Annotated in this window: 12 protein-coding genes, 3 tRNA genes and 1 pseudogene; 10 read left to right on the plus strand and 6 right to left on the minus strand. The window is 63.9% G+C overall.

The window, feature by feature from the left end:
• Nucleotides 1-9 precede the first annotated feature (9 nt).
• From BGI01S_RS03160 to BGI01S_RS03180, 5 genes are all read left to right on the plus strand, one after another.
• Nucleotides 10-85 (plus strand) — tRNA-Gly (locus BGI01S_RS03160).
• Nucleotides 86-198: 113 nt separating this feature from the next.
• Nucleotides 199-272: transfer RNA gene (locus tag BGI01S_RS03165), tRNA-Cys, on the plus strand.
• Nucleotides 273-492: 220 nt separating this feature from the next.
• Entirely contained in the window at nt 493-1,242 is a 750-nt protein-coding gene (locus BGI01S_RS03170) for a TraB/GumN family protein (RefSeq protein WP_042322096.1), read from the plus strand.
• Between the two features lie 141 nt (nt 1,243-1,383).
• Nucleotides 1,384-2,364: a sensor domain-containing diguanylate cyclase gene (locus BGI01S_RS03175; protein ID WP_042322098.1), complete on the plus strand. Its 981-nt coding sequence runs from the start codon at nt 1,384-1,386 to the stop codon at nt 2,362-2,364.
• Between the two features lie 111 nt (nt 2,365-2,475).
• Entirely contained in the window at nt 2,476-2,976 is a 501-nt protein-coding gene (locus tag BGI01S_RS03180) for a GNAT family N-acetyltransferase (RefSeq protein WP_042322099.1), read from the plus strand.
• 88 nt (nt 2,977-3,064) lie between these two features.
• Here the strand turns inward: BGI01S_RS03180 and BGI01S_RS03185 are convergent, their stop codons facing one another.
• Genes BGI01S_RS03185 through BGI01S_RS03195 form a run of 3 tightly spaced genes read right to left on the minus strand, consistent with a single transcriptional unit; the run spans nt 3,065 to nt 5,071 of the window.
• A complete protein-coding gene (locus tag BGI01S_RS03185) occupies nt 3,065-3,961 on the minus strand; it encodes a cytochrome c oxidase assembly protein (RefSeq protein ID WP_042322101.1) in 897 nt (298 codons plus the stop codon).
• 18 nt (nt 3,962-3,979) lie between these two features.
• The gene (locus tag BGI01S_RS03190; protein WP_042322103.1) at nt 3,980-4,447 is read right to left on the minus strand and encodes a copper chaperone PCu(A)C; all 468 of its coding nucleotides are present in this window, start codon (nt 4,445-4,447) and stop codon (nt 3,980-3,982) included.
• Nucleotides 4,448-4,465: 18 nt separating this feature from the next.
• A complete protein-coding gene (locus BGI01S_RS03195; RefSeq protein WP_042322105.1) occupies nt 4,466-5,071 on the minus strand; it encodes an SCO family protein in 606 nt (201 codons plus the stop codon).
• 489 nt (nt 5,072-5,560) lie between these two features.
• On the opposite strand from BGI01S_RS03195, the gene otsB reads away from it, so the two are divergent.
• Both otsB and otsA read left to right on the plus strand, forming a co-directional pair.
• Complete coding sequence (gene otsB, locus BGI01S_RS03200; protein ID WP_042322107.1) at nt 5,561-6,310, plus strand: trehalose-phosphatase; 750 nt, start codon at nt 5,561-5,563, stop codon at nt 6,308-6,310.
• 55 nt (nt 6,311-6,365) lie between these two features.
• Complete coding sequence (gene otsA, locus BGI01S_RS03205) at nt 6,366-7,826, plus strand: alpha,alpha-trehalose-phosphate synthase (UDP-forming) (protein ID WP_042322110.1); 1,461 nt, start codon at nt 6,366-6,368, stop codon at nt 7,824-7,826.
• Nucleotides 7,827-7,943: 117 nt separating this feature from the next.
• Here the strand turns inward: otsA and BGI01S_RS03210 are convergent, their stop codons facing one another.
• A complete protein-coding gene (locus tag BGI01S_RS03210; RefSeq protein WP_232624339.1) occupies nt 7,944-9,830 on the minus strand; it encodes an ABC transporter ATP-binding protein in 1,887 nt (628 codons plus the stop codon).
• A 637-nt stretch (nt 9,831-10,467) separates the two neighbouring features.
• Between BGI01S_RS03210 and BGI01S_RS03215 the strand changes: the two genes are divergently transcribed.
• The 3 genes from BGI01S_RS03215 (at nt 10,468) to BGI01S_RS03225 (ending at nt 13,230) form a co-directional block, all read left to right on the plus strand.
• Entirely contained in the window at nt 10,468-11,532 is a 1,065-nt protein-coding gene (locus BGI01S_RS03215; RefSeq protein WP_042322115.1) for a glycosyltransferase family 4 protein, read from the plus strand.
• A 226-nt stretch (nt 11,533-11,758) separates the two neighbouring features.
• Nucleotides 11,759-12,613: a hypothetical protein gene (locus tag BGI01S_RS03220; protein ID WP_042322118.1), complete on the plus strand. Its 855-nt coding sequence runs from the start codon at nt 11,759-11,761 to the stop codon at nt 12,611-12,613.
• A gap of 152 nt (nt 12,614-12,765) precedes the next feature.
• Entirely contained in the window at nt 12,766-13,230 is a 465-nt protein-coding gene (locus tag BGI01S_RS03225; RefSeq protein ID WP_042322120.1) for a DUF2214 family protein, read from the plus strand.
• A gap of 185 nt (nt 13,231-13,415) precedes the next feature.
• Here BGI01S_RS03225 and BGI01S_RS03230 read toward each other — a convergent pair.
• A pseudogene (locus BGI01S_RS03230) lies at nt 13,416-15,294 on the minus strand (ABC transporter ATP-binding protein).
• Nucleotides 15,295-15,704: 410 nt separating this feature from the next.
• Nucleotides 15,705-15,779: transfer RNA gene (locus BGI01S_RS03235), tRNA-Val, on the minus strand.
• Nucleotides 15,780-15,795 lie beyond the last annotated feature (16 nt).

Consider the following 15,795-nt stretch of genomic DNA (forward strand, 5'->3'; position numbering starts at 1 on the left):
CAGTGCAATGCGGGAGTAGCTCAGTTGGTAGAGCGCAACCTTGCCAAGGTTGAGGTCGCGAGTTCGAGCCTCGTCTCCCGCTCCATACATAAGGGGAAGCAGCGCTTCCCTTTTTGTTTGATGGGCTGATCGTTCCGAGTGTTCTGATCGTCCACCAGACAAATCTGCGAGCCTGCAGCTAGGTTCCAGTCCGCTTGCGGCGCGATAGCAAAGCGGTTATGCAGCGGCCTGCAAAGCCGTTTAGGCCGGTTCGACTCCGGCTCGCGCCTCCAGTAGTTGATGTAAAGAAAAGCCCCGACTTGTCGGGGCTTTTCTTTTTTGCGCGGCGCTTTTGTCGTGGCGAATGCGAGCGAGTCATGCGACCCGGCATTGCGACCGGACGAAGCAAATGTCATCCGCCGATGCTGTGCGATCGCAGCGGTGATTCTGCGTCGCCGTCATCGTGATGCTGATGACGCACAATGCGTGATTGCCCGTTCCTACCGAGGCCGCATGTACCTACAACTCACCGGCACCAACTTGCGCGTGCTCGGCTCGATGCATCTGTTTCCCGCGACCAGTCGCAGAACACCGCCCTGGGTCGCCGAAGCCTATGACTGGGCCGAAGCGCTGATCTTCGAATCCGATCCGCCGACCATCCTGCCGTTCCTGAAGACCGACCCGCAGCGCGGCGCCGCTGGACTGCGAGCTTTGCTGCCCGCCGACGCATGGGCGCAACTACAATCGCTGTGGCCCGCAGACGGCCCCGTGGGCCCGCTGGCCGACCTGCATCCGTGGGCCGTGCTGGTTGTCGCGCCGACACTGTTTCAGCAGGTCGTCGAAGGCGTCGAGCCGCGCATGCTGCGCTCGGCGATCACGCAAGCCAAACCCTATCGCTATCTCGAGACCGCGCAAGAAGTGGCGGAGCTGCTCGCATCGATTCCGATGGAGGCGATCGGCGCGGCGCTCCGCCTGCTGATGGCTGAGCGCGACGAGCCGCAACGCACGCTCGAACGGATGCACGCGGCCTGGCTGGAAGGCGATCTGCAAGCGGTGCAACAGATCGCCGTCGAGTCGCCGATGTTCAATCTTCCAGGCATCCGCCACGCGATTCTCGATGCGCGCAATCGCGCATGGGCCGCGCGTTTGAGGGCGTTGCTTCCACAGCGCGAGCGCACCCTGGTGGTGGTCGGCGCGCTGCATTTATGCGGGCCGGGCAATCTGCTCGAGTGCCTGGAACAGCCTGTCGAACCGGTCTTCTAGGCGCGTCGCAGCCCGCTGCCGGCGTGTCCACGCACCCCCAATGCCGGAACTCCGACGGCCTCGCTCAATCCCACGGTGAAGAGTGCCGCTATACACTAGCGGCCCACGACTCCGATCATCACGCAGCCCAGGGAACACGACATGCATGTCCCACCGATGCCCAGCAATGAAAGCGCCCGTATCGACACCTTGCGGGCGCTGCACATTCTCGACACGTCGCCGGAAGAACGCTTCGACCGGCTGACCCGGCTCGCGAAGCGCCTCTTCGGCGTGCCGATCGCGCTCGTGAGCCTTGTCGATACGAACCGTCAATGGTTCAAGTCGTGCGCGGGGCTGACGGCGGCCGAGACGTCGCGCGACGTGTCGTTCTGCGCGCACGCGATTCTGGACGACGACATTTTCATGGTGCCCGACACGCTCGCCGACGAGCGCTTCCACGACAATCCGCTGGTCACGGACGACCCGAATATCCGCTTCTATGCCGGCTGCCCGTTGACGGTCGCGAATGGCAGCAAGCTGGGCACACTGTGTCTGATCGACGTGAAGCCGCGCGGCCTCGACGACGAAGAACGAGCCTTGCTGCGCGATCTCGCGCATATGGCCGAACAGGAACTGGCGGCGGTGCAGCTCGCCACGCTCGACGACCTGACGCTGCTGTCCAACCGGCGCGGTTTCGAAGCGCTCGCGCAACACGCGCTGAACGTCTGCAAGCGGATGGACAAGCCGGCGTCGCTGCTGTTCTTCGATCTGAACGACTTCAAGCAGATCAACGACACGCGCGGTCATGCCGAAGGCGACCGCGCGTTGCAAACCTTCGCCGAAGTTTTGCGTACCGCGCTGCGCGAAAGCGACGTGATCGGACGGCTCGGCGGCGACGAGTTCGTCGCGCTGCTGACCGATGCGGACAACACGGAGACGCAGGAGGTGACGCAGCGTCTCACGCAATTGCTCGACGTGCGCAATGCCGAAGCGCGGCGCGGTTATCAGATCCGCTATAGCGTAGGGCAGATGCGCTACGATCCCGCCCGCCACGTGTCGATTGCCGAATTGCTGGCCGCGGCCGATGCGGCAATGTACAGCCACAAGCAGGCGTCGAAGGCGCGCACCGCGCAACGTAGCTGAAGCATGGAAAAGGCGGGAGGCGCGGCACGCCCGCGTGGCTTTAGGCTCTCGCGCGCGGCATAATTGCGGCTCGTCGCCCGCGCCGTCGCGCATCTTTTTTGAAAGCATCTGATGACTGAAACGAAGCAATCCGCCGCTACGCGGCTCGCCCAACTCGAATGGCGCTGGAAAACTTTCGCGGACCTCACGAGCGTCGAAGTCTATGAGCTGCTAGCCGCGCGCAGCGCGGTGTTCATTGTCGAACAGGACTGCGTGTATTGCGATATCGACGGGCTCGATATACAGGCGTGGCATCTGTTGGCGTATGGTGACGGCGTCGATGGAGCGGCGCCGCAACTGGCGGGCTACTTGCGGGTGCTGCTGCCCGATGTGACGGACCCCGATGTGCGCATTGGCCGGGTGCTGACCACGGCGCAGTTTCGCGGCATTGGTCTGGGCAACGCGATGCTCGAACGCTCGCTCACGCATATTCGCGCGCAGTGGCCCGCGACGCCGATCCGTCTGCATGCGCAGGCGCATCTGCAAGGCTTCTATGGCGCATTCGGCTTTGCGCTGGTCTCGGAGATTCACGACGAGGATGGCATCCCGCACGTGTGGATGCGTTCGGTCTGAGTGTGTCGTCGTGAAGCGCGGCACGAGTCCGGTGGCGCGCTTCGATCGTTTGCAATCAAGCGCTGCCCTTCGATCAGCCGCGATACCGCTATCCGCGCCGTCCGCTCGCCGGTGCTGAGGCTGTCGCCGTCGACGTATGCGAGAAATCCCGCGCCTTCCCACGCCGTTCGGCACGCAGGCGTCCGCGTGCCGACAGTCGCATCCAGTGACGCAGCGCGATCAGCGCGCCGATCACGCTCATCATCGAACCCGGAATCCACAGCAACAGCCCGCCGATCTGCTGATCGCGCATCGGGCTGAGCCATGTGAACGCGCGGCCGCAGATCGAATAGATCGGATACAACTCATGCGGTGTGAAAAAGATGAACGCGCCGAGGATGATCTGCGGCGGAATCGCGGCGATCACCACCAGCACGCGCTTGCCGGGCGCCAGACGCGCCGGCGGCGCCGGTCGCGGATCGAGCACGAGCCACCAGAACAGCAGGCCGTCGATCACCATGCTCCAGTTCATCACGCGATACAGCCGCCAGTCGAGCATCGCGACGAAATGAATCGGCGACATCAGCCAGAAGTAGATCAGCCCGACGAACAGCGTGACCGCGACGACAGGGTGCATCACCACGTCGAGCAGCTTGCGCATGATCGGCGTCGCCAGCGCGGGCCGCACGAAGCGCTGCCGCCACGAAAACGGAATACCCGCACGCAACGCTGCGCCCGGATACGACAGCGCGATGAAGAATGGCCCGAGGTGATGCAGCACCAGATGCTGCAGCCGATGCATGAAAAACTCATGCTCGAAGAAATAATCGAGCCGCGTATGCAGCACGGCATATAGCGCCATTAGCCCGAACCAGAAGGAAAGGCGCCGCGCGAACGACAGCTTCGCACGACGCGCGCCGCGCACGAACAGGATCGCCGGCACCAGCAGCGCGATCACGACGGTCGGCGAGAATTCCCAGGGGTCGAGCCAGTAGAGCAGATTCATCGCTGCACGTTGCTCGGGTTACTTGGTCTGCGCGGGCGACTTGACGGCGAACGGCGTATCGAGCGTTTCGCCGTCGGAGAACTTGAGCTGCAGATGCACGGTGTCGCCCGGTGCGACTTTGTGCTTCGCGTCTTCGAGCATCACGTGATAGCCGCCCGGCGAGATCGACACCTGGCCGTGCGCGGGCACCGTCAGCTTGTCGACCATCACCATCTTCTGCGACGAACCGTTCGACACGGTCTGATGCAGCATCGCGTCGCCATAGTCGTTGCTGGAAATGTCGACGAGGTCGACCGGCTTGTCGCTCGCGTTGACGAGCGTCGCGTAGCCGGCCGCGGGCAGGTTGTTTGGCAGCCACCGCACCCATGCATCCTTGACGCTGATCGCATTGGCGCCGGCGGCTTGCGCGGACGAAGCGAAACCGAACGGGAGGGAGACGGCGAGAGCGCAGCTCAGTGAAGCGAACGTTTTGATCTTGATCGACATGAATGGACTCGGGAAAGGTCAGGAACGGGCATCGATGATACGACGCAGGTCTTGCGCGATCGTATCGGGAGTGTCGTGGTCGGTGGCCAGCAGGCGCGCGTGACCCTGGCTGTCGAACACATAAACGGCGGAGCTGTGCGTGACTTCGTAATTGCCGCTGGGGTCGCGCTTTTCCATCTGATAGGCGACGCGATAGCGTTTCGCGAGCGACTCGATCTGCCAGTCGCTGCCGGTCAAACCTTCGGCGTGCTGTGAGTCGAAGGCGCCGACGTAATCGCGCAATGCTTGCGGCGTGTCGCGCGCGGGGTCGACGGTGATGAACAGGATGCGCACCTTCTGCGCGTCCGGGCCGAGTTTGCCGAGCACCTGCATCAGCCGGCCCATCGTCTCGGGACACACATCCGGACAATGCGTGTAGCCGAAATAGACGAGCGACGTACGGCCTTTGAATGAAGCGCCGGTGACGGGGCGGCCGTCGTCGGCGGTCAGCGTGAAATCGAGGTCCGGAAGATGGCCGCTTACGTTGGTCAACTGCCAGGGCTGCGTGCGGGGCGAGCAGGCGCTTAATGTGGCCAATGTGGTGACCAATACGGTGGCCAATGCGGTGGTCAGTGCGCCTATCATCAAAGTCCGTGCGAACCCGCGCTCGGTGCGTCGCCGGCGCGTTGCGGCGACGGGCGGCTGAGGGTGTCGAGGTGAAATGATCGGGAACAAAGCAGGGCTCAATGACTCGATTGAAGAGCGGCGCATGACGGTGCCGCTCGATGGCGCGGCGCGCTTCCGCCTGATTCTCGCGCAGCAAGCAGGCCGCCATAGTGTGCAAAGATGGCTTCGACGGCAAGCGTCTGCGTGGCAGCGACTGTAGCGCAAAATCGTCGGCGGCGTCGCGCAACGCCCGCGGCGCGCGGTTCACAGGACGATTTGACGCAGCCGGCTGAAAGCGGGTTGAAGCCGGATTGTTCTCGTTCCGAATGCAACCAGGGCCAGTCAACGTACGCGGACCCGGCGGACAGGCTGCCGACCGTTCCCGCTGCTTTCTCGAAAAATTGACCGATGCGCGGTAAGATGCGCACACTTTTCCGGCCGCAGAAGGCTGAAAGGCGAACCCAAGCGATGCAAGCACTTCCGGCTGTTCTGTCTCCGAGCGAGACGGCATTTTTCTTCGACTTCGACGGCACGCTCGTCGAACTCGCGCCCACGCCAGACGGCGTGCTGGTAGAACCGCGCGTGCTCGACCTGCTGGCCGAGCTGCGCAGCTTGACGAACGGCGCGGTCGCGATCGTGTCGGGGCGCGGCATCGACAGCATCGACGCGTTTCTCGGCATGCCCGATCTGCCGATCGCCGGTTTGCACGGCGCCGAGCGGCGCGACGCGAATGGCGACACACAGCGCATCGGCTTCCATGACGAGCGGCTCCTGCGCATGGAGCAGGTGCTCGCGCAGGTCGTCAACGAACACCCCGGCATGCTGCTCGAAATCAAGGGCGCGGCGCTCGCGCTGCACTACCGCAACGCGCCGGACCGCGAGCCGGTCGCGCGCGAGGCGACCCAGCGGCTGGTCGCCGATTACGCCGGCGCGTACGTCTTGCAGCCGGGCAAGATGGTCTATGAAATCAAGCCGAAGGATGTCGACAAGGGCCGCGCGATGCGCGCGTTCCTGGACGAGCCGCCGTTCGTCGGCCGCCAGCCGGTGTTCGCCGGCGACGATCTGACCGACGAGAAGGGCTTCGCCGTGGTCAACGAGCGCGGCGGCCTGTCGATCAAAGTGGGGGCGGGCGAGACGATGGCGCATACGCGCATCGAGTCCGTGCCGGCGCTGCTCGACTGGCTCGAATCGATCGTCGCGGCGGCGCGCGCAGCATGATGCCGGCGCCGCATCGCTCAACGCATACAACGCACTGCATCGGGAATCGCGCTTCATGAGTCGACTGATCATCGTATCGAACCGGGTGGCGCCGATCTCGGAGGGCGGCCCGGCGGCGGGCGGTCTGGCGGTCGGCGTGTACGACGCGCTGAAGGAGACCGGCGGCATGTGGTTCGGCTGGAGCGGTGACGTGCTCAGCTCCGGCCAGCCGCAGATCAAGGTCGAGGAGCGCGGTCCGGTCACGTTCGCGACCGTCGCGCTGATGCGCCGCGATTACGACCAGTACTATCGCGGCTTCTCGAACGCCACGCTGTGGCCGGCGTTTCACTATCGCGCCGATCTGCTGCAATACGACCGGCACGACTTCGAAGGCTACTGCCGCGTCAATGGCTGGCTCGCGCAACAGCTCGTGCCGCTGCTGCGCGAAGACGACGTGATCTGGGTGCACGACTATCACCTGATCCCCTTCGCGCAGGCCTTGCGTGCGGCCGGCGTGAAGAACCGCATCGGTTTCTTTCTGCATATCCCGTTTCCGGCTTCGCAGGTGCTGCTGGCGGTGCCGCCGCATCGCGAGCTGGTCGAGGCGCTGTGTTCGTTCGATCTGCTCGGTTTCCAGACCGCGCCTGATTTGCGCGCGTTCGGCGATTACATCGTCAACGAAGCGAACGGCACGGTCGATACCTCGGCGAACGGCCCGCAGACCATTCACGCGTTCGGCCGCACGTTGCGCGCGGCGGCTTATCCGATCGGCGTCTATCCGGACGAGATCGCCGAACTCGCGAAAGCGGGTGAGCGTGGCAAGCCGGTGCGCACGATGAAGGCGACACTGCATTCGCGCAAGCTGATCATGAGTGTGGACCGCCTCGATTATTCGAAAGGGCTGGTCGAGCGTTTCCGCGCGTTCGAACGGCTGCTCGAACACGCGGCCGCGCAACGCAACAAGGTGTCGTTCCTGCAGATCGCGCCGCCGACGCGCGCCGATATGCACGCATACCAGGACATCCGTTTGCAGCTCGAAGGCGAGTCGGGACGTATCAACGGACGCTTCGCCGAACTCGACTGGACGCCGATCCTCTACATCCACAAGCAGTACGAGCGCTCGGTGCTGGCCGCGCTGTTTCGCACCGCGCACGTCGGCTACGTCACGCCGCTGCGCGACGGGATGAACCTCGTCGCGAAGGAGTACGTGTCGGCGCAGGATCCGGAGAATCCGGGCGTGCTGGTGCTGTCGCGTTTTGCCGGCGCGGCGCAGGAGCTGGAGGGGGCGCTGATCGTCAATCCGGTGGATATCGACGGCATGGCCGAGGCGCTCGCCAAGGCGCTCGCGATGCCGCTCGCGGAGCGTCAGGCGCGCTATCGCGACATGATGGCGCAGCTGCGCGAGAACAATGTGTCGGTCTGGCGCGATAACTTCATGCGCGATCTGCAGAATGTGGTGAGCGCGAAGGCCAGCCGAAGCAGAAAGGTGCGTGCGGGCTCGGGCAAGCAATCAATCAGTGAGAGCTTGGCGGAATAGGGCGCGCGCAGTTCGTCGGCGCTATTTGCCTGATGTGGATTCGCGCAGGCACACTCGGGACATGTACAAAAAAAAGCCGCTCAAAAAGCGGCTTTTCTTCTGCCTGGTCGGTGTTGCTCAGACCACGTGCTGTTCGTCGACCTTCTTGCCGCCGATGTGCAGCGTCGCTCCCTTGCCGTACTGTTTCGTGAGCAGGTCGTGATACAGGCCCGGACGATGGCGCAGCTCTTCCGGGCTGCCGTCGTCGATTACCTTGCCCGCGCTCATCACGATGATGCGGTCGAAGTTGTTCAGCGTCGACAGCCGGTGGGCGATCGCGATCACCGTGCGGCCGACCATCAGCCGGTCGAGCGCCTTCTGGATCGCTTCTTCCGACGCGCTGTCGAGTGCCGACGTGGCTTCGTCGAGCAGCAGGATCGGCGCGTTCTTCAGGATGGCCCGCGCAATCGCGATCCGCTGACGCTGGCCGCCGGACAGCTTCACGCCACGGTCGCCGACGATCGTGTCGTAGCCTTCCGGCATCGCTTCGATAAAGTCCGCGCAACGCGCTTCACGCGCGGCCGCCAGCACTTCCTCACGGCTCGCCTCGGGGCGTCCATAAGCGATGTTCTCGTACACCGTGCGATGGAACAGCGAGATATCTTGCGGCACCAGCGCGATCGAGTGGCGCAGGCTGTCCTGCGTGACCGCCGCGATATCCTGGCCGTCGATTTTGATCGCTCCGCCTTGTGTTTCGTAGAAGCGTTGCAGCAGCGCCAGCACGGTGGACTTGCCCGCGCCCGACTTGCCGATCAGGCCGACCCGCTGGCCCGGTTCGATATGCAGATCGAAGTGATCGAGAATCGGACGGCGGCGCGGGTACGCGAACGTCACGCCTTCGAAATCGACCCGGCCGCCTTGCGGCACAAGTTCGGTCGCGCCGTCGCGGTCCGGCATGCCGTGCGGTTCGAGCAGCGTGCGCACCGCCTCCGCGAGTCGCGCGACGTGCTGCGTGACATCGACGAGCGCGACGGCGAGGTCGCGTGTGCCGTGCAGAATCGTAAAGCCGAGCGAGCTGACGAGCACGATGTCGCCCGAGGTCGCCTTGCCCTGATCCCACAGCCACAGCGCCCAGCCGAGCAGACCCGCTGACAGCAGCGCGGTGATCACCGCGTGCAGCAGCCGCAGCTTTTCCAGATAGAGCAGGCTCTGCTGGCGCGCGTCCATCTCGGCCTTGACCGTCGCGCCGAAGCGTTGCTGCTCGCGAAACGTCATGCCGAACGCGCGTACGAGGCCCATGTTGCTGATCACGTCGACCAGTTCGCCGTCCACTGACGCCGCCTTGGTCGCGAAATGATGATGGCGCGCCGAGCCGCGTCCCGCGAGCTTGTACAGCACGACCGACAGGATCGCCGAGCACAGCATCAGACCGCCGGCCATCAGCGGATTCACCGCGGTGATCATGACGATCGCGCCGAGCACCGCGATGCACGGCGGCAGCACGTTCCACGCAGTGGTGTTCTCGGCGGTGTAGACGGCGTTGGACGTCGCGGTGATCCGGCTTGCTAGCATGCCGGGCTGTTTTTCGGAGTAGTAGCTCGGCGAGTGTCCGCTCAGATACGAGAAGAGATCGCGCCGCAGGTCGCCGGTCACGGCGACGAACGTATGCGCGGCGACCCAGCCGCCGACCCGCCACAACAGATTATCCGCGGCGATCAGGCCGACGAGGATCGCGAACGCCCCCCACAGCGGACCGGGGTGATGCCGGCCTTCGCCGAGCACGTCGATCAGATGTTTGATCGCGTATTGCGAGGCGAGCGCACAGCCCACGGCCGCGAATACGCTGCACAGCACAATCGCATGCGCGAGCGGATGGCGGCGGATAAAGCGGAAGAGAAACGCAAGCGGCCGGTGCGCATAGCTCGCGAGCTTTGCGTTCTGGGCGTTACGCTGGGCGACGGTTAAATGTTCCAATTGATCGTGAGGTCGAGGTGTTTCGGGTTGTGCATGCAAAGCGCGGGCCATAAAAAGGTTCGCCGCGAAGCCGATGCTTCGCATTGTAAACATGCAAAAGCGATTGCGCCCTGTGTATCCGGGCCTTGACGCGATTGATTTCGCGATAGACGTCTGCGACCTGCAATTGCTGGACCCGTTGCCGGGCCGGGCGTTCGCGCAGATTGCCGATAAATTCGAGATATAATTACAGATTGCATTCAACCGCGCCGCGGCATTTTTTCAATGTTTGCCGGCAAGGTTGACGCAGGAGCTTACAGACGCCGCATGCGCGGTCGCTGCCGAAAGCCAGTTGCCACTGTAGAACTGTCTTATAAAACAAGGGTTTGCAAAGTGTTTCGCGTTTGTAACAACGTAAAGACTTTGAAATGTTGTGGTGCAGCGAGGATCCCGGCACTGATAATGCGTGCTTTGAGGGCCCGCGGAAAAATCTGACAGTTTGTCAACGCGTGTGTCACATGTGCGTTTACTCGCAGATGCGCGGACGGTTAGCCGGTCTGGGCTCACTTCCCAAGCGATACATCGCAGGATTTTCTCGAAAGAATCAGGCCCGCGCCCGGCATGTCGGGCCAGACGGCCCTGGCGAGCAAGCGAGTCGCTTTTACCAAACGCAGTATTTTTGCCTGATTTTTACTAGGAGTTCTCCATTATGCGAATCGCTCAAATCGCTCCGTTGCACGAGGCGGTTCCTCCCAAGCTGTATGGTGGTACGGAACGCGTGGTGTCCTATCTGACCGAAGCGCTGGTCGAGCAGGGCCACGACGTCACGCTCTTTGCGAGCGGCGATTCGCAAACTTCGGCGAAACTCGAAGCCTTCTGGCCGCAGGCGCTGCGCCTCGACCCGACGATCCGCGACGTGATGGCGCCGCACATGCTGCTGCTCGAAGAAGTGCGCCGCCGCGCGGACGAATTCGACGTGCTGCATTTCCACATCGACTACTACCCGTTCTCGCTGTTCGCGCGTCAGCCGGTGCCGTTCCTGACGACGCTGCACGGCCGTCTCGATCTGCCGGAACTGCAGCCGATCTTCAACACGTTCAATGACGTGCCGGTCGTGTCGATCTCGGACAACCAGCGCATTCCGCTGCCGCAGGCTAAGTGGGTGCAAACCGTTTATCACGGTCTGCCGGAAAACGTGCTCACGCCGATCAAGGACGTCGAGCCGGGCTACCTCGCATTCCTTGGCCGCGTCTCGCCGGAGAAGGGTCTCGACCGTGCGATCCGCATCGCCGGCCAGGCAGGCATGAAGCTCAAGGTCGCTGCCAAGATCGACAAGGCCGATCGTGCCTATTACGAAGAAGTGATCAAGCCGCTGATGGCGCTCCCGCACGTCGAATACATTGGCGAAATCGGCGAAGCCGAAAAGCGTGAGTTCCTCGGCAACGCGCATGCCCTGGTGTTCCCGATCGACTGGCCGGAGCCCTTTGGTCTCGTGATGATCGAAGCAATGGCTTGCGGTACGCCGGTGATCGCGTTTAACCGTGGCTCGGTGCCGGAAGTGATCGAAAACGGCGTGTCGGGTTTTGTCGTCGAAGACGAAATCAGCGCGGTTGCCGCCGTGAAGCGTCTGCACACGCTGCCGCGCGCCGGAGTGCGCAATGCATTCGAGGCACGCTTCTCGTCGAAGGTGATGGCGAAGAACTACGTCGCCACCTACGAAGAACTGCTGCGTCAGAAGCACCGCACGGTGCTGCGCGAAGTCAACGCAAACTGATCGGCAACAGGCGGGCGGACGCGCTTCCGGGCGCTCCGTCAGCGCCACCTGCAACGCCCCGTGAGCCAGCGCTCACGGGGCGTTGTTGCATGCGCGCCGCGTTTTTTGCGCTGTGTGGCCGAAAGTGTGGTGTTCGCGGCGGTAAGAATGAGCCACTCTCGGTAATATCCCTATAATGGCCGAGCCGCAAATTTGGCTGCGGCGCCGCCGACGACAGGAGGATGCCTTGGCGAGAACGAAAGAGACGCGTGCGAATGCCGCGCCTGGCGCCGGAACGATTTTCGCGTTGCGCGCCATCGGTCTCGTGCTTGCCGCTCGCTGGCTTTTTTCAATGGCGCAGATGGACCTGGCCGCCGCGCTGTCGGCGATGGTGTCGTCGCCTTGGGCGTGCATCAACCTGGTTTTCCTGTTCCTGCTGCTTTTCCTGCCCGGCGCGCGCGCCGTGGCCGAGCGTCCGTTTCATCCGCTGCCGCAATGGCTGCGGCAGGCGCTGCGGTTGTTCGCTTTTCTCGGCTTCCTGTTCGCGGTGTGGTCGGTCGGCGCATTTGTTGCGAACGCCGGCTGGCGGCGCGCGGTGCAAGCGGTGGCGGCCACCAACGGCTGGCTGCTGGTCGCGCCGCTCCTGTACGCGGCCGTGCTGTGGATCTGCCGGCCGCGCCCGCTATGGCGCACCAACATCGCCGCGCGGCGGTTTGCGATCGGCCGTTATGCGGTCGCGCTCGACCCGGTTACGCGCACCGTGAGCGTGTGGGCGGAGCGTCGCAAGGTGGGGCAGTACGACGCGCGTGAACTGTCCGTGCGCTGGGCGGCCGGGCAGGACCTCCGGCCGACACCGGCGGCCACGCCCGCGGTCGTGTTCGGCGGCGTGGGCGAGCCCGGTGCGACGGCTGCGCCGCTCGGTTCAGTCGCGGCTCCCGCCCTTGCGCGCAGCGCATTGGGCCGCCGTCCGAAAGTCGAATTGTTGTGGGATTCGCCAGCCGCTGCGGGCCACAATCGGCAAACCGTCTTTCGCGCCACGCTGACCACCGAGGGCGATCGGGTCGCGGCCCGTGCGCTTGACTCAACGTTGCGCCAAGTCTGAAGCAGCATGCTTTTGTACATTCGGCCACGTCGTGTGGCCGATGAGCACGTCGCAAATCGAGCCTTGGCCGATAATGCAGCCATGGCGCCTGGCGCTTGCGCGCGGGTGAGTCGACATACATCGATCGTGTCGCGTCTTTTGCAGGAGTCGCTATGCTGGTTCGCTGGTTGCTTGCCGCCCTTCATCTGCTCGCTTACGGCTTTGCGCTCGCGTCGATTCTCCGACGCACCTGGGCGTTGCGCCGCGCCTCGGTCCCCGCCGCGCTGCGCTCGGTATTTCGCGCGGATACCGGGTGGGGCCTTTCCGCACTGGTGTTGATCATCACCGGCTTGATGCGCGTTTTTGGCAGCTACGAGAAGGGCGCGGACTACTATCTCCACGAGCCGCTCTTCCACGTCAAGATGACGCTGCTGGTGCTGATTCTGATCCTCGAAGTGCCGTCGATGCTCGCGCTGATGCGCTGGCGCGCATCGATCCGCAAAGGCGCTCCGCCGAATCTGAAAAAGGCGCGTGCGTATGCGCGCTACAGCGTGATCCAGACGGTGCTGCTGGTGCTGATGGTGTTTGCGGCAACGGGGATGGCGCGCGGCATCGGCCTGCCGACGGGCGTGGTGTAGTGAGGCGCTGACTGTGCCCACTGCGCTGCGCGCTGGCTGCATAACGACGGGAAAGCGAAGCACTGCACGGCGCGCCTCCTGATCGCGGGCGCGCGCAGCCAGCGCGCGCAGCGCCGCCAGAACGCGCCTTCATTCGGCCGCGTCTACCGCGTCTATTTGGCTGGCGCTTCGCACATTCGCTGCGACTACTTCCCCACCAGCAAACCCGAATCATCCACCCGTTTCCGCATCGATGCCGGCGGTCTCGCGCATGAGCTCCGCTTCGCCGAGACCCTTGACCAGCTCCAGCGCCTGACGTTCGAACAGACGCCGATACAGCCCGTTCTCGCGCCTGATCAGCGCATCGTGACTGCCTTCCTCGATGACCTTGCCCTTGTCCAGTACCAGCAGCCGGTCCAACGCTCGCACAGTGGACAGACGATGCGCGACCACCAGCGTCGTGCGGCCGATCATCAGCCGCTCCATTGCCTGCTGGATCAGCACTTCGCTTTCGCTGTCGAGGCTCGACGTCGCTTCGTCCAGAATCAGGATTGGCGCGTCGGCGAGAAAGGCCCGCGCAATCGCGACGCGCTGGCGTTCACCACCCGAGAGCTTGACGCCCCGTTCGCCGACCAGCGTGTCGTAGCCATTCGGCAGCGCGCTGATGAAGCCGTGTGCACTCGCGAGCTGCGCGGCACGCTCGATCTCGGCGCGGCTCGCGCCCGGTCGAGCATAGGCGATGTTCTCCGCGAGCGAGCGGTGAAACAGCACCGGCTCCTGCTGAACGATTGCGATCTGGCTGCGCAACGACGCTTGCCGCACCTGGGCGATGTCCTGGCCGTCGATCGTGATCCGGCCGCCGGAAATGTCATAGAGGCGCTGGATCAGCTTGATGAACGTCGTCTTGCCCGAGCCCGAATGCCCGACCAGCCCGATACGCTCGCCGGCGGCAATGCGCAGCGAGAAGTCGTCGTAGAGCGGTGTGTCGTGCGCGCCGTAATGGAACGTGACGTGCTCGAAGCGAATCTCGCCTTGACCGATCGCGATCGGGCCCGCCCCGCGACGATCCTCGATGCCGAGCGGCTGACGTTCCAGCGCCACGAGTTCTTCCATGTCGTTGACCGAGCGTTGCAGATTGCGGATATGCATGCCGACGTCGCGCAGATAGCCTTGCAGCATGAAGAACATCGTCAGCGCAAAGGTGATGTCGCCGACGCCCGCCTGGCCGCGCACCCACAACAGCAACGCCACGCCGAGGATGGCGGCCTGAATTGCCGCCAGCATGCCGCCCTGGACGCCGCCGTTGATGGTGCCGCGCACCCATGTGCGGCGCGTGCGTTGACGCCATTTGCCGATCACGTGCTGAAGGCGCGCTTCCTCGCGTTCTTCGGCGCCGAACGCCTTGACCACACCGTTGCAACTGACCGCGTCGGCGAGCGCGCCGCCCATGCGGGTGTCCCACGCGTTCGCGAGGCGCGCGGCCGGCGCGACGAAGCCGAGCGACATGGCCACCGTCACGGTGATATACAGCAGCGAGCCGACGCCGACGACTGCGCCCATCATCGGCCAGCGCCAGCCGAGCAACGCCGTCGCGCCGATCAGCATGGCGAGCGATGGCAGCAGCGCGATCAGCAGCGTGTCGTTGAGGAGGTCGAGCGCCCACATGCCGCGCGTGATCTTGCGCACCGTGGAGCCGGCGAAGCTGTTCGCGTGCCAGTCGGTTGAAAAGCGTTGCACGCGATGAAACGCGTTCGCGGCGATCTCGCTCATCATCTTCAGCGTAAGCCGGATGATGTTGAAGTAGACGCCCTGGCGAAGCAGGGTGGCGCTGACGCCGAGTGCGGCCAGCGCGCAGAAGGCCGTGATCGCCGCGTGCCACGCGCTGCGCTCGGCGGCGGCGCCGGATGCGATTGCGTCGACGAGACGTCCGGCGAACACCGGCGTGAGCACGTCCGCCAGTGCCGAGCACAGCACCAGCGCCGCGATGACGACGACGCGCCACGGCTGTTGTGCCCAGTGATGGAAAGTGAAGCCGAGGACGTCCTTGAAGGACTGTCCGCGAAAGTCGAGTTTTTTATTAGCCATTTGCCACGACCCCGGCAACGCGTGAACGCACCGAGGTTCCAGTCAGAAGCGAAAGGATGAGACAGTCAAGCGTGCCGGATGCATCGGCAATGCGACGAAGGGCTGTCTGGGATTTGCGCGTCGCGCGCTGTCAGCGCGGACCCGCATCAGCGGCGACCCGACGACTTTTAAGGTCGTGAGAGAAGCCGCGAGACCATGCAAAGAAGGGCGATGTGCACTGCGAACATGTGACGCCTCCCTTTGGGTCGAATGAGGTGGAGAAGATGGACGGCGCGAGTGCGCCGAAAACCGACTATATCAGCAGTATCCGGCGGTCGCCAACCTACGAATTTACGGTGCTGAAAATGGAAAAGGGCTTACGCATTGCTGCGTAAGCCCTTTTGTCTTCGGTGATCGACACACCAAAATTCTGGTGGGTAGTACTGGGATCGAACCAGTGACCCCTGCCGTGTGAAGGCAGTGCTCTACCGCTGAGCTAACCACCCGAAGAGATTCAAATTA

The sequence above is a fragment of the Paraburkholderia ginsengisoli NBRC 100965 genome (assembly GCF_000739735.1).
Classification (GTDB): Bacteria; Pseudomonadota; Gammaproteobacteria; order Burkholderiales; family Burkholderiaceae; genus Paraburkholderia; species Paraburkholderia ginsengisoli.

What these genes read in the sequence shown, in the direction of transcription:
- BGI01S_RS03210 (WP_232624339.1), bottom strand. Translation starts at nt 9,830, where the DNA reads ATGGCCCGCGCTTTGCATGCACAACCCGAAACACCTCGACCTCACGAT.
- BGI01S_RS03195 (WP_042322105.1), bottom strand. Translation starts at nt 5,071, where the DNA reads ATGATAGGCGCACTGACCACCGCATTGGCCACCGTATTGGTCACCACA.
- BGI01S_RS03190 (WP_042322103.1), bottom strand. Translation starts at nt 4,447, where the DNA reads ATGTCGATCAAGATCAAAACGTTCGCTTCACTGAGCTGCGCTCTCGCC.
- BGI01S_RS03180 (WP_042322099.1), top strand. Translation starts at nt 2,476, where the DNA reads ATGACTGAAACGAAGCAATCCGCCGCTACGCGGCTCGCCCAACTCGAA.
- otsA (WP_042322110.1), top strand. Translation starts at nt 6,366, where the DNA reads ATGAGTCGACTGATCATCGTATCGAACCGGGTGGCGCCGATCTCGGAG.
- otsB (WP_042322107.1), top strand. Translation starts at nt 5,561, where the DNA reads ATGCAAGCACTTCCGGCTGTTCTGTCTCCGAGCGAGACGGCATTTTTC.
- BGI01S_RS03215 (WP_042322115.1), top strand. Translation starts at nt 10,468, where the DNA reads ATGCGAATCGCTCAAATCGCTCCGTTGCACGAGGCGGTTCCTCCCAAG.
- BGI01S_RS03225 (WP_042322120.1), top strand. Translation starts at nt 12,766, where the DNA reads ATGCTGGTTCGCTGGTTGCTTGCCGCCCTTCATCTGCTCGCTTACGGC.
- BGI01S_RS03170 (WP_042322096.1), top strand. Translation starts at nt 493, where the DNA reads ATGTACCTACAACTCACCGGCACCAACTTGCGCGTGCTCGGCTCGATG.
- BGI01S_RS03185 (WP_042322101.1), bottom strand. Translation starts at nt 3,961, where the DNA reads ATGAATCTGCTCTACTGGCTCGACCCCTGGGAATTCTCGCCGACCGTC.
- BGI01S_RS03175 (WP_042322098.1), top strand. Translation starts at nt 1,384, where the DNA reads ATGCATGTCCCACCGATGCCCAGCAATGAAAGCGCCCGTATCGACACC.